At 55.2% G+C, this 14,961-nt stretch carries 18 protein-coding genes and 1 tRNA gene; 11 read left to right on the top strand and 8 right to left on the bottom strand.

From position 1 onward, the window contains the following. Positions 1-41: 41 nt before the first annotated feature. On the bottom strand, positions 42-710 hold the full coding sequence (locus tag WG219_09245; GenBank protein WXL27621.1) for a Bax inhibitor-1/YccA family protein: 669 nt from the start codon (positions 708-710) through the stop codon (positions 42-44). A 129-nt stretch (positions 711-839) separates the two neighbouring features. Here WG219_09245 and WG219_09250 point away from each other — a divergent pair. The 3 genes from WG219_09250 (at position 840) to efp (ending at position 2,806) form a co-directional block, all read left to right on the top strand. After that, a tRNA-Ser gene (locus WG219_09250) sits at positions 840-929 on the top strand. Between the two features lie 121 nt (positions 930-1,050). After that, positions 1,051-2,184, top strand: coding sequence for an elongation factor P maturation arginine rhamnosyltransferase EarP (earP, locus tag WG219_09255; protein WXL27622.1), 1,134 nt, complete (start codon positions 1,051-1,053; stop codon positions 2,182-2,184). Between the two features lie 46 nt (positions 2,185-2,230). Then, positions 2,231-2,806, top strand: a complete 576-nt coding sequence (gene efp, locus WG219_09260; protein ID WXL27623.1) for an elongation factor P — start codon at positions 2,231-2,233, stop codon at positions 2,804-2,806. Positions 2,807-2,866: 60 nt separating this feature from the next. Here efp and WG219_09265 read toward each other — a convergent pair whose 3' ends face one another. Further along, entirely contained in the window at positions 2,867-3,826 is a 960-nt protein-coding gene (locus tag WG219_09265; GenBank protein WXL27624.1) for a LysR family transcriptional regulator, read from the bottom strand. Positions 3,827-3,935: 109 nt separating this feature from the next. Between WG219_09265 and WG219_09270 the strand changes: the two genes are divergently transcribed. Continuing rightward, positions 3,936-4,685, top strand: coding sequence for a sulfite exporter TauE/SafE family protein (locus WG219_09270; GenBank protein ID WXL27979.1), 750 nt, complete (start codon positions 3,936-3,938; stop codon positions 4,683-4,685). Here WG219_09270 and WG219_09275 read toward each other — a convergent pair. Beyond that, positions 4,675-5,529 carry a LysR substrate-binding domain-containing protein gene (locus WG219_09275; protein WXL27625.1) on the bottom strand — a complete coding sequence of 285 codons (855 nt, stop codon included), beginning with the start codon at positions 5,527-5,529 and terminating at the stop codon, positions 4,675-4,677. The two genes, WG219_09270 and WG219_09275, sit on opposite strands and share 11 nt — an antisense overlap. A 124-nt stretch (positions 5,530-5,653) precedes the next feature. Here WG219_09275 and WG219_09280 point away from each other — a divergent pair, with 124 nt between their 5' ends. The 4 genes from WG219_09280 to queF all read left to right on the top strand — a co-directional run bounded on the left by WG219_09280 (position 5,654) and on the right by queF (position 8,484). After that, a complete protein-coding gene (locus tag WG219_09280; GenBank protein ID WXL27980.1) occupies positions 5,654-5,860 on the top strand; it encodes a DUF1127 domain-containing protein in 207 nt (68 codons plus the stop codon). A 41-nt stretch (positions 5,861-5,901) separates the two neighbouring features. Beyond that, the gene (locus WG219_09285) at positions 5,902-6,825 is read left to right on the top strand and encodes a DMT family transporter (protein ID WXL27626.1); all 924 of its coding nucleotides are present in this window, start codon (positions 5,902-5,904) and stop codon (positions 6,823-6,825) included. An 89-nt stretch (positions 6,826-6,914) separates the two neighbouring features. After that, entirely contained in the window at positions 6,915-7,613 is a 699-nt protein-coding gene (pyrF, locus tag WG219_09290) for an orotidine-5'-phosphate decarboxylase (GenBank protein WXL27627.1), read from the top strand. Between the two features lie 40 nt (positions 7,614-7,653). Next, positions 7,654-8,484 (top strand): NADPH-dependent 7-cyano-7-deazaguanine reductase QueF, encoded by an 831-nt coding sequence (queF, locus tag WG219_09295; GenBank protein WXL27628.1) that lies wholly within the window; start codon positions 7,654-7,656, stop codon positions 8,482-8,484. 40 nt (positions 8,485-8,524) lie between these two features. Here queF and WG219_09300 read toward each other — a convergent pair whose 3' ends face one another. Together WG219_09300 and WG219_09305 are read right to left on the bottom strand one after the other, a co-directional pair. Then, positions 8,525-8,791 (bottom strand): DUF4404 family protein, encoded by a 267-nt coding sequence (locus WG219_09300; GenBank protein ID WXL27629.1) that lies wholly within the window; start codon positions 8,789-8,791, stop codon positions 8,525-8,527. Positions 8,792-8,911: 120 nt separating this feature from the next. Continuing rightward, positions 8,912-9,532 (bottom strand): HAD family phosphatase, encoded by a 621-nt coding sequence (locus WG219_09305; protein WXL27630.1) that lies wholly within the window; start codon positions 9,530-9,532, stop codon positions 8,912-8,914. Positions 9,533-9,745: 213 nt separating this feature from the next. Between WG219_09305 and WG219_09310 the strand changes: the two genes are divergently transcribed. After that, positions 9,746-10,447, top strand: a complete 702-nt coding sequence (locus WG219_09310; GenBank protein WXL27631.1) for a VacJ family lipoprotein — start codon at positions 9,746-9,748, stop codon at positions 10,445-10,447. 54 nt (positions 10,448-10,501) lie between these two features. Here WG219_09310 and WG219_09315 read toward each other — a convergent pair whose 3' ends face one another. Continuing rightward, complete coding sequence (locus WG219_09315) at positions 10,502-10,801, bottom strand: PilZ domain-containing protein (GenBank protein WXL27632.1); 300 nt, start codon at positions 10,799-10,801, stop codon at positions 10,502-10,504. A 207-nt stretch (positions 10,802-11,008) separates the two neighbouring features. Here WG219_09315 and rssB point away from each other — a divergent pair, with 207 nt between their 5' ends. Both rssB and rssC read left to right on the top strand, forming a co-directional pair. After that, positions 11,009-12,193, top strand: coding sequence for a two-component system response regulator RssB (gene rssB / locus WG219_09320; GenBank protein ID WXL27633.1), 1,185 nt, complete (start codon positions 11,009-11,011; stop codon positions 12,191-12,193). A gap of 8 nt (positions 12,194-12,201) precedes the next feature. Next, positions 12,202-12,684: an anti-sigma factor antagonist RssC gene (gene rssC, locus WG219_09325; GenBank protein ID WXL27981.1), complete on the top strand. Its 483-nt coding sequence runs from the start codon at positions 12,202-12,204 to the stop codon at positions 12,682-12,684. 49 nt (positions 12,685-12,733) lie between these two features. Here rssC and tal read toward each other — a convergent pair whose 3' ends face one another. Next, complete coding sequence (gene tal / locus WG219_09330; protein ID WXL27634.1) at positions 12,734-13,660, bottom strand: transaldolase; 927 nt, start codon at positions 13,658-13,660, stop codon at positions 12,734-12,736. A gap of 41 nt (positions 13,661-13,701) precedes the next feature. After that, complete coding sequence (gene dusA / locus WG219_09335; protein WXL27635.1) at positions 13,702-14,712, bottom strand: tRNA dihydrouridine(20/20a) synthase DusA; 1,011 nt, start codon at positions 14,710-14,712, stop codon at positions 13,702-13,704. Positions 14,713-14,961 lie beyond the last annotated feature (249 nt).

Genomic DNA, 14,961 nt, shown 5'->3' on the forward strand with positions numbered 1-14,961 from the left:
CGGAGGTTGCCGGGCAGGGCTTTGGGGGCGAGCGCTGAGTATCAGTCGTCGCTGCCCATGATGCCGAACAGCTGCAACAGACTGACGAACAGGTTGTAGATCGACACGTACAGGCTGATGGTAGCCAGGATGTAGTTGCGCTCACCGCCATGGATGATGGCGCTGGTCTGATACAGGATGCAGACCGATGAGAACAGAACAAAGCCAGCGCTGATCGCCAGTTGCAGGCCGCTAATCTGGAAGAAGAAGCTGGCAACCACCGCGCCCAACAGGACAAAGAAACCGGCGGTGATAAAGCCGCTGAGGAAGCTCATGTCCTTACGGGTCGTCAGCACATAGGCAGACAGGCCACAGAACACCAGCGCCGTCATGGCAAAGGCCGAACTGATCACTTCCGCGCCATTAGCCATGCCCAGGTAACGGTTGAGAATTGGGCCAAGGGTGTAGCCCATAAAACCGGTCAGGGCGAGGGTAGAAACCAGCCCCCAGCCAGAGTTGCGCAGTTTAACTGTGAGGAAGAACAGGCCATAGAAACCGATCAGCACCACGAAAATATTCGGATAAGGCAGGTTGGCCTGTTGCGAGAAATAAGCCACCAGACCACTGAAGGCGAGCGTGATCGCCAGCAGGCCGTAAGTATTGCGCAGGACGCGGCTTACCTCCTGCTGTTCCGCCTGGGTGTGGTCCAGAGCGTAGTTGTGTTGATTCATGCTGAAACTCCTGATTGCTGGTCTTTCCATACCAAGGATAGTGGCGACTATAGCAGAGCTTTTTCAACTTCTTGCACGAAGAGTTTGACAGCGTGTAACTATCGGGTAAGATTGCCGCCCGCAGACGCCGGAAGCGTGGCAGAGCGGTTGAATGCAACGGTCTTGAAAACCGTCGAAGGGGAAACTCTTCCGTGAGTTCGAATCTCACCGCTTCCGCCATACACCAAAGCAAAAGCCCCGCAATGCGGGGCTTTTGCTTTTATGCTTTATAAAAAGTCCTGTGCGCTTCTGAGCCTCTTTCGATTGGTTCAGGCGAGGGCGAATTTCCTGGAGCGCCTGTATGCGTGTGACCTGGGATATCTTTTGCAGTGTCGTCGACAACTACGGCGATATTGGCGTCACCTGGCGTCTGGCCCGCCAGCTTGTGGCCGAGCATGATGTGTCTGTGCGCCTTTGGGTGGATGATCTATCCCCATTTACGCGAATTTGCCCGGAGGCTGACTCAGCCGCTTTGCGTCAAGTGCAGCAGGGTGTTGAGGTGTGTTTCTGGGGGGCTGACTGGTTGCCGGCAGAGCCAGCGGATGTCGTTGTTGAGGCGTTTGCCTGTGAGTTGCCGGCTGCGTATGTCGATGCCATGGCCAAGCGTGAGCGTAAGGTGCTGTGGCTGAACCTCGAATACCTCAGCGCCGAGGATTGGGTTGAAGGATGCCATGGTCTGCCTTCAATGCAGCCGGGCGGGCTGGCCAAGTTCTTTTTCTTTCCGGGGTTCACTGCGGGCACTGGCGGCTTGTTGCGGGAGCACAAGCTTTTATCGGAGCGTCTTGAGTTTCAGGCTGATGCGCAGGCACGCGGCAATTTTTTGCGCAGCCTGGGCGTGGAACCGGTCAGCAACGCACGCCTCATTTCATTGTTCGCGTATGAAAATGATGCGCTTGCGTCCTGGTTGGACGCGCTGGCAGCGGGCTCTCAGGTAAGCCAGCTGTTGGTGCCTGAAGGGAGGGTGTTGAGCAGCGTGCAGGCTTGGCTTGGTGGTGAGCTTTTGCGTGCGGGCGATCAGGTGCAGCGTGGCGCCTTGCAGCTGCATGTGCTGCCGTTCGTGCGGCAAGATCAATACGACCGTCTTTTGTGGTGCTGTGACTTTAATGCGGTGCGCGGTGAGGATTCTTTTGTCCGGGCGCAGTGGGCTGGTCGGCCGTTGCTGTGGCACATCTATCAGCAAGATGAGGGTGTGCATCTGGAGAAGCTTGAGGCGTTTTTAAGTCTTTACGCTGAGGGGCTTTCAGATGACGCGCGGGCTGCGCTGTGTGATTTATGGCGGGCCTGGAATACCAGTGGTGAGATGACTGACAGCTGGAATCAAACGCTAAAAGTGTGGGATGAACTGGATTTGCATGCCGCGAAATGGGCACTAGAGCAGGCTTCTCGGCCTGATCTTGCGACAGCGCTGGTGCAGTTTTATCTAAATTGGCTATGATACGCGACCAAAATTTCTGTCACTCCATGTAAAACCGGATATTCGTATGAAAACCGCACAAGAAATGAAGCCCAACAGTGTGGCCCTGATTGATGGCCAACCTTGGCTGATCCAGAAAGCTGAATTCACCAAGTCCGGTCGTAACAGCGCCATCGTTAAGATGAAGCTGAAGAACCTGCTGAACGGTTCCAAGACCGAGACCGTTTACAAGGCCGACGACAAAATGGAGCCGGTTATCCTTGAGCGCAAGGAAGTAAACCTGTCCTACATCAGCGGCGAAGACTATGTATTCATGGACCCTGAGTACAACTCTTACGAGCTGCGTGCTGAAGACCTGGAAAGCGTTCTGCCGTTCATCGAAGAAGGCATGACCGACATCTGCGAAGCTGTGTTCTTCGAAGGTAAAGTGATCTCCGTTGACCTGCCGACCACTATCGTGCGTCAGGTTGTTTACACTGAGAACGCTGCCCGTGGCGACACTTCCGGTAAGGTGATGAAGCCTGCCAAGCTGCGCAACGGCACCGAAATCAAGGTTGCTGAATTCGTTGAGATCGACGATTGGATCGAAATCGACACCCGTGACGGTTCCTACAAAGGCCGTACTCAGGCGCCACAAGCTTAATCGCTTGTCCGCTGCAAAAAGCCCGGCTATGTGCCGGGCTTTTTATTTTCTGCAGAACTATCACAGCGCGGCGGGTAAGTAGGCTTGCAGCGCTTGATCCCATGGCGGAGGGAAGCCAAAGCGCTGCTGCAGGAAGGTCAACAACAGGCGAATGCGCGGGCTGCTTTCGCGTTCCAGGCGCAGGGCGTAGATGCCGCTTGGTTCTGGCGGTGGCAGGCCGTTTTCACAAAACAGTGGCACCAGTTCACCGCGCAGCAGGTAGTCGCTGATAAGCCAGGTGGGCAGATGGGCAATGCCAAGCCCGGCGAGGGCACTGAATAGTAGCGTTTCGGCGTTGTTGGCGGTCATGCGCAGGCGCTTGGGGCGAAAATGCTGGAGTTTTCCCTCATGTTCGAAACGCCACGCAAATGGTGGGGCAAGACTGTCCCAATCCAGGCCATCGTGATCCGTTAACTCGGTAGGGTTGCGGGGAATACCACGTTCACGCAGGTATTTCGGGCTGGCGCAGAGCACTCTCACCATGGGGGAAAGCGCTGTGGCGACCAAGCGAGTGTCTTCCAGCGGGCCGATGCGCAAGACTAAATCCACCTCGCCTAAGTGCGTGCCGTGCAGGTCGACGAAACTATCGATCAGCCGAAGCTGGACATCCAGCCCCGGATAGGCGACCAGAAAGTCAGCTATGGCCGGTGCCAAGTGGCGTCGACCAAACGGCGCAGGCGCGTCGATGCGGATCAGTCCTTCTGGCGCGCTGCTCAGGGATACCGCTTCTGCGCGGGCCAGGTGCAATTCGGCCAATATGCGCCGCGCCCTTTCTGCAAAAGCCAGCCCGGCAGGTGTTACCCGTACTGCATGGGTGCTGCGGCTGAACAGTGTGCTGCCCAGCGAGCGCTCAAGTGCGTCTATACGCCGGGCCACGGCCGAAGGGGTGAGAGGATGGCGGCGGGCGGCGGCTGAGAAGCTGCCTGTTTCCAGAACATCGAGAAACAGGCTGAGTTGATCAGTAAGGGTATCGGGATTCATTTCGGCTTTGCTTGTGCGAAATATGCAAAGCCATTGTGCGTGGCTATGCGTTTCGCTGCTAGTACCGAGTATCTAGGCTATGCGGGTCTTGGAGCGGGAGCGCATGAGTGTGTTGGATTTTGTTCTAAATGTTCTTCTGGGGGCCGCACTTGGCAGCCTGGGTGGTTTGTTTGGGATTGGCGGTGGTTTGATCGCTATTCCTGCTTTGGGTGTTCTGTTCGGGCTTGATCAGCAATTGGCGCAGGGCACGGCGTTGGTGATGGTGGTGCCGAATGTCATGCTGGCCTTGTGGCGTTATCACCAGCGCAATCACATCAACGTCCGTAATGCCTTGACGCTGGCCGTCAGCGGTTTTTTATTCGCCCTGTTGGGGGCGCGTTGGGCGGTGAGCCTTGATGCAGAGCTGATGCGCATTGCCTTCGTGGTGTTCTTAGTGCTGCTTGCGCTGTACACGGTGTTGCGGCTGTATTCAAAGCCGGTCATGGCTACTGGTGATTTGCGTCATCCGTGGCCTTGGCTGGCGTTATTGGGCGCGGTGTCCGGCCTTACCGGCGGGGTGTTGGCTGTCGGTGGTGCGGTGGTGGCTACACCGGTGCTGAGTATGGTTTTCGGCGCCACGCAGGTAATGGCGCAAGGCTTATCGCTGGCCCTGGCACTGCCGAGCACGCTGGTAACGCTGGTGACTTATGCAGTGCATGGGCATGTCGATTGGGCACTGGCTATTCCACTGGCAATCGGTGGATTGCTGAGCATCAGCTGGGGCGTAAAGCTTGCCCATGCGCTGCCTGAACGGGGTCTGCGCGGGCTGTTTGCGCTGTTTCTGTTGGTGTGTGCGGTGCTGCTGGCTTTTAAAGTCTGAAGCCTTCCACGATGTGCTCGGCCAGGGTTTCGCTGACCTGTGTCTGTCTGCGCGGGTTACGCAGCAGAACGATACTGGCTGAGGGCAGGGCAGGCATGGATTCGGCGGCACCCAGTATCTGCAAGTCACTGGTAATCAGGCTTTGCAGTTGAGCAGTAATCGCCAGCCCTGCACTGGTAACAGCCATGATCGCTGAGAGTCCGGCGCTGGTGTAGGCGATGCGGTAGTCACGGCCGATACCGTCCAGAGCATTACGTACCCAGTTATGACAGAAGCAGGGTGGCGTAAAGAGGGCCAGGGGTAGTGTCTGCTGTTCATGCAGGTTGCTACCGCGGGCCTGCGCCCAAACAAAGGGTTCTTGTCGCAGCAGCTGGCCGTTCTCGCTTCCCGGCTCTCGGGTAACGATGGTCAGGTCCAGATCCTGACGTTGGAGCAGCTGAATCGTGGGTTCGCAGTGCATCTCCACTTGGATCAGCGGGTAGGCCTGGGCAAAACGCATGAGGATGCTGGGCATGAAACGCATGACGTAATCGTCTGGGGTGCCAATCCGCACTGTCCCAACCATGTGCGGCTCACGCATGCTGTTCAGTACTTCTGCGTGAAGTTTCAGGATGCGCCTGGCATAACCCAATAGCAGTTGCCCCTCTGCGGTGAGGCTGATCTGCCGGCCATCACGGATAAACAGTGCACGCTGTAAGACATCATCCTCAAGCCGCTTTATCTGCATGCTGACGGCAGACTGGGTGCGGTTGACGGCTTCGGCGGCACGGGTGAAACCGCCATGATCAACGATGGCGACAAAGGTGCGCAGCAGTTCGCTGTCGATACTCGGGTAGTGGCTCATCCATCAAAACCTAAAATGGGTTGCATCAGAAACATTCGTTGGATTGATGTTAAATCTCCGGCAAGACTCTCGTCATGTCCTGTAGGAGGGCGATGAGATGAATGGTCAACACAGTTGTGATGTTATGCAGGCGCGCCTTCAGTGGGAGGGTGGCCTGTTCTCAGCAATCCGTGATGCGGGTAAGCGTGTGCTGCGCTGGTGGGAACTGGCCCGGCAGCGTCGGCAGTTGGCTAGGCTCGATGAGTGTGCATTGAAAGACTTAGGACTGAGCCGGGCGGATGTAATGCAGGAAAGTGAGCGTCCTTTCTGGGATGATCCTCTGTCGCGTTAGCCGCAAGGAGTGGCTGACGGTTCGGGTGAATGAGTGGTGTGATGAGTGGAGTTCGTAAAGAGGCTGATCTGTTTCTGTTCGGCCTTATGGTGGGGTTGTGTGCCTTGTGGGGTTCGCAGGGAGTTGTGATCAAGCTGGCAGCGCAGGATATTGCGCCAATGCTGCAGGCGGCATTGCGCTCCGGCATTGCCGCCTTGCTCGTAGCGTGCCTGCTGGCATGGCGTCGTGATTGGATGGAGTGGGTGGGCAGCACATGGCGGGCCGGTCTACTGGCCGGTGTGCTGTTTTGTATGGAGTTCCTGTTGATTGCGCAGGGGCTGCAATACACATCCGCCTCACATATGTCGGTGTTGCTCTATACCGCGCCGATATTTTCGGCACTCGGGCTGCACCTGATGCTGCCCAATGAGCGTCTGCGCTGGCTGCAGTGGCTAGGCGTGGGGATATGCTTTATCGGGATTGTGGTGGCCTTCGCCTGGGACATTCAGTGGTCGACGATCAATCGAACAGTGCTTTTAGGTGATGCGCTCGGGTTGTTGGCCGGAGTTGCTTTTGGTGGCACAACGGTTGTGGTGCGTGGCTCGCGCCTTTCTGAGGGGCCGGTTCAGCTGACCCTGTTTTATCAGTTGGCCACTGCGTTTGTGCTTTTGTTGGTTTATGCGGTGTTGTCAGGACAGATCAGGCCTTTGCAATGGAGTTACCTGAGCGTAGGTAGTGTGCTGTACCAAGGTGTTCTGGTCTCTTTTCTGAGTTATTTAGCTTGGTTTTGGCTGCTGCGCCGTTATTTGGCTTCGCACATTGGTGTATTTGCCTTTATGACGCCGATGTATGGCGTGCTGTTTGGCGTGTGGGTGCTGGATGAGCCGCTAACAGCCAATTTTATTGTCGGGGCAGTGCTGGTTTTGGCAGGCATCATGCTCGTGGGTAACCATGCATGGGTGCTGCGTCAGTTGAAGCGTTACTGAGTGGCTGAGCCCGATCGTGCATTAGCAGGCACGCTGGCGACGCATCCGCTACAATGCGCGGCGAATTTGCTTAACCGAGAGCCTGTACCATGTCCGCTTGCCAGACCCCGATCATTGTTGCCCTGGATTTTCCAACCCGCGCCGCCGCTTTGGCACTGGCGGATCAGCTTGATCCGAAACTTTGTCGAGTGAAGGTGGGCAAAGAGCTGTTCACCAGCAGCGGTGCAGATGTCATCGGCACACTGGCTGAGCGTGGTTTTGAAGTTTTTCTGGATCTGAAATTTCACGATATTCCAAATACCACGGCGATGGCAGTTAAAGCTGCTGCTGAAATGGGCGTGTGGATGGTCAACGTTCATTGCTCTGGCGGCCTGCGCATGATGGCCGCCTGCCGCGAGACGCTGGATAAACTCAATGGTGCCAAGCCACTGCTGATTGGTGTAACAGTGTTGACCAGCATGGAGCGCGAGGATCTGGCCGGTATTGGCCTTGATATCGAGCCTCAGGAGCAGGTGCTACGCCTGGCCGGTCTGGCTGATAAGGCTGGCATGGACGGTTTGGTTTGCTCGGCTCAGGAGGCTTCGGCACTCAAAACGGCTTTCCCGCGCCTGAAGTTGGTGACTCCGGGAATTCGTCCGGCAGGCAGTGCGCAGGACGATCAGCGACGCATTTTGACACCGCGTCAGGCCATTGAAGCAGGTTCTGACTATCTGGTTATCGGTCGCCCGATCAGCCAGGCTGCGAACCCGGCTCAGGCGTTGGCTGCTGTTGCTGCAGAGCTGGCCTGAAGGGCTGATATTTTCCCGGATTTGATTGAGCAGGTTTTATATGCACCCCGCCGCAGAAGATTCGCCACTGGGTAAGTCCAGCGAATACGTTTCCACATACACGCCATCGCTGCTGTTCCCGATTCCCCGTGCGGCCAAATGGGCCGAGTTGGGGCTCACCGCCGAGACCTTGCCGTACAAGGGCGTGGATTTCTGGAACTGTTTCGAGTTGTCCTGGTTGCTGCCATCCGGTAAGCCAGTGGTGGCGATAGGCGAGTTTGCGATTCCAGCTGATTCGCCCAATATCATTGAGTCCAAATCCTTCAAGCTTTACCTGAACTCGCTTAACCAAACCGTATTTAGCGATGCTGCGCTGTTACAGGCCATTTTGGTCAAGGATCTGTCTGCTGCTGCGGGTAAACCTGTTGCAGTGCGTGTCCGTAGCCTGTCCGAAGTGACGGCTGAAGGTGTAGTGCTGCCACAAGGGACGTGTATTGACGAGTTGGATGTTTCCATCAGCAACTACGAACAACCTGCACCTGATTTGCTGCGTTGTGACGCGTCTGCGGTGGTCGAAGAGACCTTGTACAGCAACCTCCTGAAATCCAACTGCCCTGTCACCGGACAGCCGGATTGGGGCACTGTGGTGATCAAGTACCACGGTGCGGCGTTGGACCGTAGTAGTCTGCTGGCTTATTTGGTGAGCTTCCGCCAGCACGCTGATTTCCATGAGCAGTGCGTGGAGCGTATCTTTTTGGATTTGCAGCGTTTAATCAAACCTAAATCGCTGACCGTTTATGCTCGATACGTTCGACGCGGAGGGCTGGATATCAACCCATATCGCAGCACGGAATCAATCACGCCTGATAATCGGCGTTTGGTGCGTCAGTAAAGCAAACCCCAGCCAGTCAGCTGGGGTTTTTATTGGTGCTTCAAATACCCATATTGGCAAGCGTTTGCAGGATGTTGCGCAAGGTTGCTGCTAGGGTCGGATGGCTGCATTCGAAGCGCTCGACCGCCAGATTGACGCCATCTACCAAGCTCGCATCGGGTTCTGCAGCCGCCTGCTCGGCTAGCTGTAATTCGATTTCCTGACTCAAGATAAACAGTTCGGTACGGTCTTCTTTGCTGAGTGGAGACTGTTCAGCCAGTTGTTGGCGGAGTTCTTGGAGTTGCTGATGCAAGCGAGTTGCAGGCATGTCGTTCACCTCTTTCCGTCCATTCTGATTCCGTTTGCCCGGCGTGTGGTAGGCAGGGATAGTTAGAGGGTAATTCAAGGCCCAAGGCTTTGCATGTCTTGGATCAAGCACTGAAACGAATTATGGTTTTTCGCCCTTGAGCCGACGTTGAGCAATATCCTCCAGGCATCCCGGTAACTCTGTGAGTTGATCGATGACTGAGTGTACGCCCATGCGATACAGCGCCAATGTTGCTTCCGTGCGCATTGCGTCGCGGTGACTTTGGGGCAGTGTCTTCCATTCCTCCAACGGTTGACCGCAGAGAGGGCCTGAGACAGCAAGTCCGACGGTCCATAGCCCTGCGTTAAGGGCCGCCTGAAGCACAAGAGGGTCGCCACTGATGAGCATGCAGCCCTGAATACGCTTAATTCTGAGTGCGATCAGTGCCTGCCAGATGGCATCAGGTGCGGGGAGGGGGCGCTCGCCGGCAATGGCGGTGCCCGATATTGTTTCAGGCAGTTGAGCGCTGAGTTTTGAGCACGTCGTAACGGGTAGAGGCTCGACCCAAGCGCATGTAATTGAATGCTGCTTAAGGTATTTGAGTGCTTCTCGAGCGCCGGGCGTTAGCTGAGCACAGTCTGAATTACGGTCATCAGCGATGTTGGAAGGCGTCGTCTGCTGAAGGAAGGATGACCGGGCGCCAAAGTCGACCAGGCATCCTGTTAGGCTGAAAAGGACGGTGTTGATAGCAGGCTTGTTCATGCTTCTTCCTGTGGGTGACTTTTCACACACTATGAAAAAAGGATGAACGTCTTGTTACGTAATTCTGTGTGAGCTTTTCTGATGAAACCGCCGAAATAGGGGCGTTTTTAAATTATTTCTACAAACCTGTTGCTGCTGAGAGTGATTGCGCGCTTTATACTTCGGAGCCTTATGGCAGGTAAAAAGCTGCTGGCAATTGAAGGAGTGAACCTGATGCGTGTAACCGCTAATAGCTGGCTTAAGCCCTTAAGCCGAGTGGCCGCCTGTGCAAGCTTTGTATTGCTGCCAGTTGTGGCTACAGCCAGTGAAGAGGACCCATGGGAGGGTTATAACCGTTTCATGTTTGAGGTCAACGACACCGTTGACACCTACACACTTAAACCTCTTGCAAAGGGTTACCAGGCGGTCACGCCGGACTTTTTGGAAGATGGCGTACACAATGTCTTCCGTAATATCGGGGATGTCGGCAACTTGGCTAATGACCTGTTGCAAGGCAAATTCCACAGTGCGGGTGTTGATACCAGCCGTCTGATCGTGAATACAACGTTTGGTTTGCTCGGCTTTTTTGATGTGGGCACCAAAATGGGGTTGCAGCGCAGTGATGAAGACTTCGGTCAGACACTGGGCAAATGGGGTGTCGGCAGTGGGCCCTATGTCGTGTTGCCGCTTCTTGGGCCAAGCACCGTACGAGATGCCTTTGGCAAGGTCCCGGACGCCTATCTGACCGCTCCAGCGGCTATTGATCATGTGCCGACACGCAATACCGTGATTGCAGTGCAGGCTGTCGATGTCCGTGCCAATCTGCTCAAGGCTGAACGCCTGGTTAGTGGGGACAAGTACATCTTTGTCCGCAACGCCTACTTGCAGAACCGTGAGTTTCGTGTGAAAGACGGCCAAGTCGAAGACGATTTTTAGTCGTCAGCCCATAAAAATGGCGGCCCTAGTGCCGCCATTTTTGTATCTGGACATTTACCGCATTTCAATGATGGCCAAGCCCAGTGACTGCCGGCCATCGTCGAGCAGGTTTACCCTTACGACCTCAGCCTGTGCATCAAGACCTTTCAATTCGCTGTGGTCAGATGCAATGTGGACTTGCACCTTGTCGCCGACCTTAACTGCACTGGCAGCCTCTAATTGCATGCCCGTGCTAGACAGATCAAGGCATACAGCTGGGACCTCATTACCTTCGTGGAGCAGGGTGACAGCAGCTTCCAGGCGCATGCGAATGTAGTCGCGCTTTTCACTGTAGGCTCGGTCGGGTGAGTTCATGGGCGTTTCCTCTTTTAGTCTTAGGGTGCAGCCTTCTTATTAAACACGCCTATTTAAGGCTGAAAGCCACTATAGGACAACCGTTATCAGCTTGAATCGCAGGGCGGATGGGAGTACCGTCTGCGCCTGAATATGTGCCGAGTTCACATGCTCTGGCCGCTTGGCGCGGAGTACCAACTTGGCCGGTGCAGTTTGTCTGGAAATCTCATGCACAAAACCAGTGCCACGCTGCTGATAATTGATGACGACGATGTAGTGCGAGCCAGTCTGGCTGCCTACCTTGAAGACAGTGGTTTTCACGTACTGCAGGCCGCGAATGCGTTGCAGGGCCTGGAAGTCTTTCAAAGCAAATCTCCGGATCTTGTCATCTGTGATCTGCGCATGCCGCAGATTGATGGCTTGGAGCTGATTCGTCGGATCAACGCACTCCAGGTTGAAACCCCCGTCATTGTGGTGTCTGGCGCGGGCGTTATGACGGATGCAGTTGAAGCGTTGCGTTTGGGCGCGGTGGATTATCTGATCAAGCCGCTGGCCGATCTCGCCGTGCTGGAGCATTCAGTTAATCGCGCTTTGGATCGCGTGAATCTGCGCAAAGAAAACCAGCGTTATCGGGAACAGCTTGAGTCCACTAACCGTGAGCTTCAGGCCAGCCTGCATCTGTTGCAGGAAGACCAGAATGCAGGGCGACAGGTGCAGATGAACATGCTGCCTGAAACGCCTGGTCAGATTGATGACTTCCGCTTTGCTCACCAGATCATCCCTTCCCTGTACCTGTCAGGTGACTTCGTCGATTACTTCCGTGTTGACGACTCGCGCATCGCCTTCTATCTGGCGGACGTGTCGGGGCATGGCGCCTCATCGGCTTTTATCACCGTATTGCTCAAGTTTATGACCACTCGGCTGCTGTACGAGTCCCGCCGTGCTGGTGTTTTACCTGACTTTAAACCGTCCGAGGTTCTGGGCCACATAAATCGGGGACTGATCAGTTGCAAGTTAGGTAAACATGTCACCATGTTGGGTGGTGTAATCGACCAGACGACTAACCGCCTGACCTACAGCATTGGTGGGCATCTACCGCTTCCAGTACTCTATGCCAATGGTGAGGCGCAGTATCTGGAGGGCAGGGGGCTGCCGGTGGGGTTGTTCCAAGAGGCGGAATACACCGATTTGCAGCTGGATTTACCGGAGTCATTCAGCCTGACATTGCTGTCTGACGGCATCTTCGACCTGCTGCCTGGCGAAACGCTTAAGGACAAAGAAGCCGAGCTGCCCAAGCTAATTGCTTCTGCAGGTGGAACTTTGGACGGTCTGCGCGAAGCATTTGGGCTGGCCAAGTTGCATGATATGCCGGATGATATTGCGTTGCTGGTGTTAAGCAGGAACCTTGCATGAGCCTTGGGATGAATCCTGGTCGAATTCAATTTGCCGAACAGGATGGGACTTTTGTTCTTAAGTTTGTCGGTGAAGTTCGTCTGACGCTTTGTTCAGCGTTGGATGCGACTATTGAAAAGATTTTCACTGCGTTGGACTTTTCGGCAATCGTGATTGATCTGACCGAAACGCGCAGTATCGACAGCACAACGCTGGGCCTGTTGGCCAAGCTGTCTATTCTTTCGCGCCAGAAAATCGGGCTGCTGCCGACAGTTGTCACCACCCACGACGACATTACTCGGCTGCTTCAGTCCATGGGCTTTGATCAAGTCTTCAATATCGTCCACAAACCGGTTCCGTGTCCGGAGTGTCTCGATGACTTGCCGTCGCAGGACGAGTCAGAAGACGTGGTGCGTTCCAAGGTGCTGGAGGCGCATCGGATTCTGATGAGCCTCAATGAGTCAAACCGCGAGGCCTTCCACGATCTGGTTAATGCGTTGGAGCATCAGTAATACCGAATTCATTAAGAAAAAGGGCGCTCATTGAGCGCCCTGTTTTCATTTAGGCTAGGCTGGCGAGAAGCTTTTCCAGTTTCTCTTGGTCGCGAGTGAACAAGCGAATGCCTTCTGCGAGCTTCTCGGTGGCCATGGCATCTTCGTTCATGCCCCAGCGGAACTGCGCTTCAGTCAGTGTCTGCTTGCCCTCGGCTGTGTGGCCTGGGTTGAGCTTACGGCTGAGGGGCTGCTGATCATCGGCTAGTTGCTGTAACAGCTCGGGGCTAATCGTCAGGCGATCGCAGCCAGCCAGTTGTTCAATCTGGCCGATATTGCGGAAGCTGGCACCCATTACCACGGTCTGGTAGCTGTGCGCCTTGTAGTAGTTGTAGATGCGAGTTACGGACTGCACGCCTGGATCTTCTTCGGCGGTGTAGTCGCGACCCTCAACTTTTTTGTACCAGTCGTAGATACGCCCAACGAACGGTGAAATCAGGAATACACCGGCGTCAGCACAGGCCTGTGCTTGGGCAAAGGCGAACAGCAAGGTCAGGTTGCACTGAATACCGGCTTTTTCCAGTTGCTCGGCGGCCTGAATACCTTCCCAGGTGGAGGCGATCTTGATAAGCACCCGCTCACGGCCGATGCCGGCTGCTTCGTACAGGCCGATCAGGCGCTCGGCGCGGCGTAGGGTCGCCTGGGTGTCGAAGGAAAGCCGGGCATCAACTTCTGTGGAGATGCGCCCCGGGATAACCTTAAGGATTTCACTGCCGACAGCGACGCCGAAATGATCGCTGGCCAAGCCAAGATCGCCTCTGGCGCTTTGGATAGACTTTTGCAGCAGTGAGCTATAACCGGGCAGAGCGGCTGCTTTGAGCAGCAGCGAGGGGTTGGTTGTTGCATCAACCGGCTTCAGGCGAGAAATGGCGTCAAGGTCGCCGGTGTCGGCGACCACTGTGGTGAATTGTTTGAGTTGTTCCAGCTTGGATGTCATGACACGGCCTTGTCGTTACTAATGCAACGACATTACCCGAGTCAGTGCCCTTGCAGCAATTCGCCAACCTGATCAAATAGCGTTAAAGGTTTGTCCGTTTTGTGGATGTCGACCGAAAGCATTTGGCGGAACTTGCGCGCGCCCTTAAAACCTTGGGCCATGCCCAGCATGTGCCGGGTGATATGGTGCATGTTGCCGCCATCTTCGATGTGGGCCGCAATGTAGTCACGCATGCTGTTAAAGGCTTCGAATCGGCTCAATACGGGGCGCTCCGATCCGAACAGTTGCTGATCAACAAATGCCAGCAGATAGGGGTTCTGGTATGCCTCACGACCTAACATCACGCCATCGAACACCTGTAGATGCTGTTCGCATTCTGCAAGGGTCTTGATACCACCGTTAAGGATGAGTTCAAGCTCGGGGAAGTCCTGTTTGAGTCGTGCTGCGACGTCGTAACGCAGGGGGGGAATTTCGCGATTCTCCTTGGGAGAGAGTCCCTCAAGAATGGCGATGCGTGCGTGGACGGTGAAGCTGGTGCAGCCAGCCTCTTTGACTGTGCCGACAAAGTCGCACAGTTCGGCATAGCTGTCGCGGCCATTGATGCCAATACGGTGTTTGACCGTAACAGGGATTTCCACGGCATCTTGCATAGCCTTCACGCAATCAGCAACTAACTGCGGATGTCCCATCAGGCAGGCGCCAATCATGTTGTTCTGCACCCGGTCGCTGGGGCAGCCTACGTTCAGGTTAATCTCATCGTACCCTGCTTGCTGACCCATCTTGGCGCTAGCTGCCAAATCTGCAGGTGTGCTTCCGCCCAATTGCAGGGCTAGTGGGTATTCAGCTGTGTTGTGTCGCAAAAAACGCTCGGCATCACCGTGCAAGATTGCGCCGGTCGTGACCATCTCTGTGTAGAGCAGCGCATGCTGTGACAGCTGGCGGTGAAAGTAGCGGCAGTGCCTGTCCGTCCAATCCATCATCGGCGCAACGCTAAAGCGGCGGGACAGTGTAGGGCGCGTGGTTTGTGTCGATGAGGGGGTTGGCTTGGGCATGCTGACAGTCTAAGAGGAGGTCTTTTGATACATCAGGAACGGGCGCTCTAAGGCGCGTCGCGATATTCTGCGGCTGTTTTACCAGCAGTTTAGCAAGAATGGCCGACTTACCGCTGGCGTAAACGGGTGGGAGTCAGTATTAGGTAACATAAGCGCCATTGATCTGGACGGTACTGACAGTAGATTTTGACTTACAACTACCGTACCTGTTACTCAGATTCACGCATCAGACTCAACTACATTTCAGCT

The sequence above is a fragment of the Pseudomonas mendocina genome (genome assembly GCA_037482215.1).
GTDB lineage: Bacteria > Pseudomonadota > Gammaproteobacteria > Pseudomonadales > Pseudomonadaceae > Aquipseudomonas > Aquipseudomonas mendocina_E.

Excerpts from the sequence above, each read along its gene's own strand:
- WG219_09245 (WXL27621.1), bottom strand. The coding sequence starts at position 710 with ATGAATCAACACAACTACGCTCTGGACCACACCCAGGCGGAACAGCAG.
- earP (WXL27622.1), top strand. The coding sequence starts at position 1,051 with ATGCGTGTGACCTGGGATATCTTTTGCAGTGTCGTCGACAACTACGGC.
- efp (WXL27623.1), top strand. The coding sequence starts at position 2,231 with ATGAAAACCGCACAAGAAATGAAGCCCAACAGTGTGGCCCTGATTGAT.
- WG219_09265 (WXL27624.1), bottom strand. The coding sequence starts at position 3,826 with ATGAATCCCGATACCCTTACTGATCAACTCAGCCTGTTTCTCGATGTT.
- WG219_09275 (WXL27625.1), bottom strand. The coding sequence starts at position 5,529 with ATGAGCCACTACCCGAGTATCGACAGCGAACTGCTGCGCACCTTTGTC.
- WG219_09280 (WXL27980.1), top strand. The coding sequence starts at position 5,654 with ATGCAGGCGCGCCTTCAGTGGGAGGGTGGCCTGTTCTCAGCAATCCGT.
- WG219_09285 (WXL27626.1), top strand. The coding sequence starts at position 5,902 with ATGAGTGGAGTTCGTAAAGAGGCTGATCTGTTTCTGTTCGGCCTTATG.
- pyrF (WXL27627.1), top strand. The coding sequence starts at position 6,915 with ATGTCCGCTTGCCAGACCCCGATCATTGTTGCCCTGGATTTTCCAACC.
- queF (WXL27628.1), top strand. The coding sequence starts at position 7,654 with ATGCACCCCGCCGCAGAAGATTCGCCACTGGGTAAGTCCAGCGAATAC.
- WG219_09300 (WXL27629.1), bottom strand. The coding sequence starts at position 8,791 with ATGCCTGCAACTCGCTTGCATCAGCAACTCCAAGAACTCCGCCAACAA.
- WG219_09305 (WXL27630.1), bottom strand. The coding sequence starts at position 9,532 with ATGAACAAGCCTGCTATCAACACCGTCCTTTTCAGCCTAACAGGATGC.
- WG219_09310 (WXL27631.1), top strand. The coding sequence starts at position 9,746 with ATGCGTGTAACCGCTAATAGCTGGCTTAAGCCCTTAAGCCGAGTGGCC.
- WG219_09315 (WXL27632.1), bottom strand. The coding sequence starts at position 10,801 with ATGAACTCACCCGACCGAGCCTACAGTGAAAAGCGCGACTACATTCGC.
- rssB (WXL27633.1), top strand. The coding sequence starts at position 11,009 with ATGCACAAAACCAGTGCCACGCTGCTGATAATTGATGACGACGATGTA.
- rssC (WXL27981.1), top strand. The coding sequence starts at position 12,202 with ATGAATCCTGGTCGAATTCAATTTGCCGAACAGGATGGGACTTTTGTT.
- tal (WXL27634.1), bottom strand. The coding sequence starts at position 13,660 with ATGACATCCAAGCTGGAACAACTCAAACAATTCACCACAGTGGTCGCC.
- dusA (WXL27635.1), bottom strand. The coding sequence starts at position 14,712 with ATGCCCAAGCCAACCCCCTCATCGACACAAACCACGCGCCCTACACTG.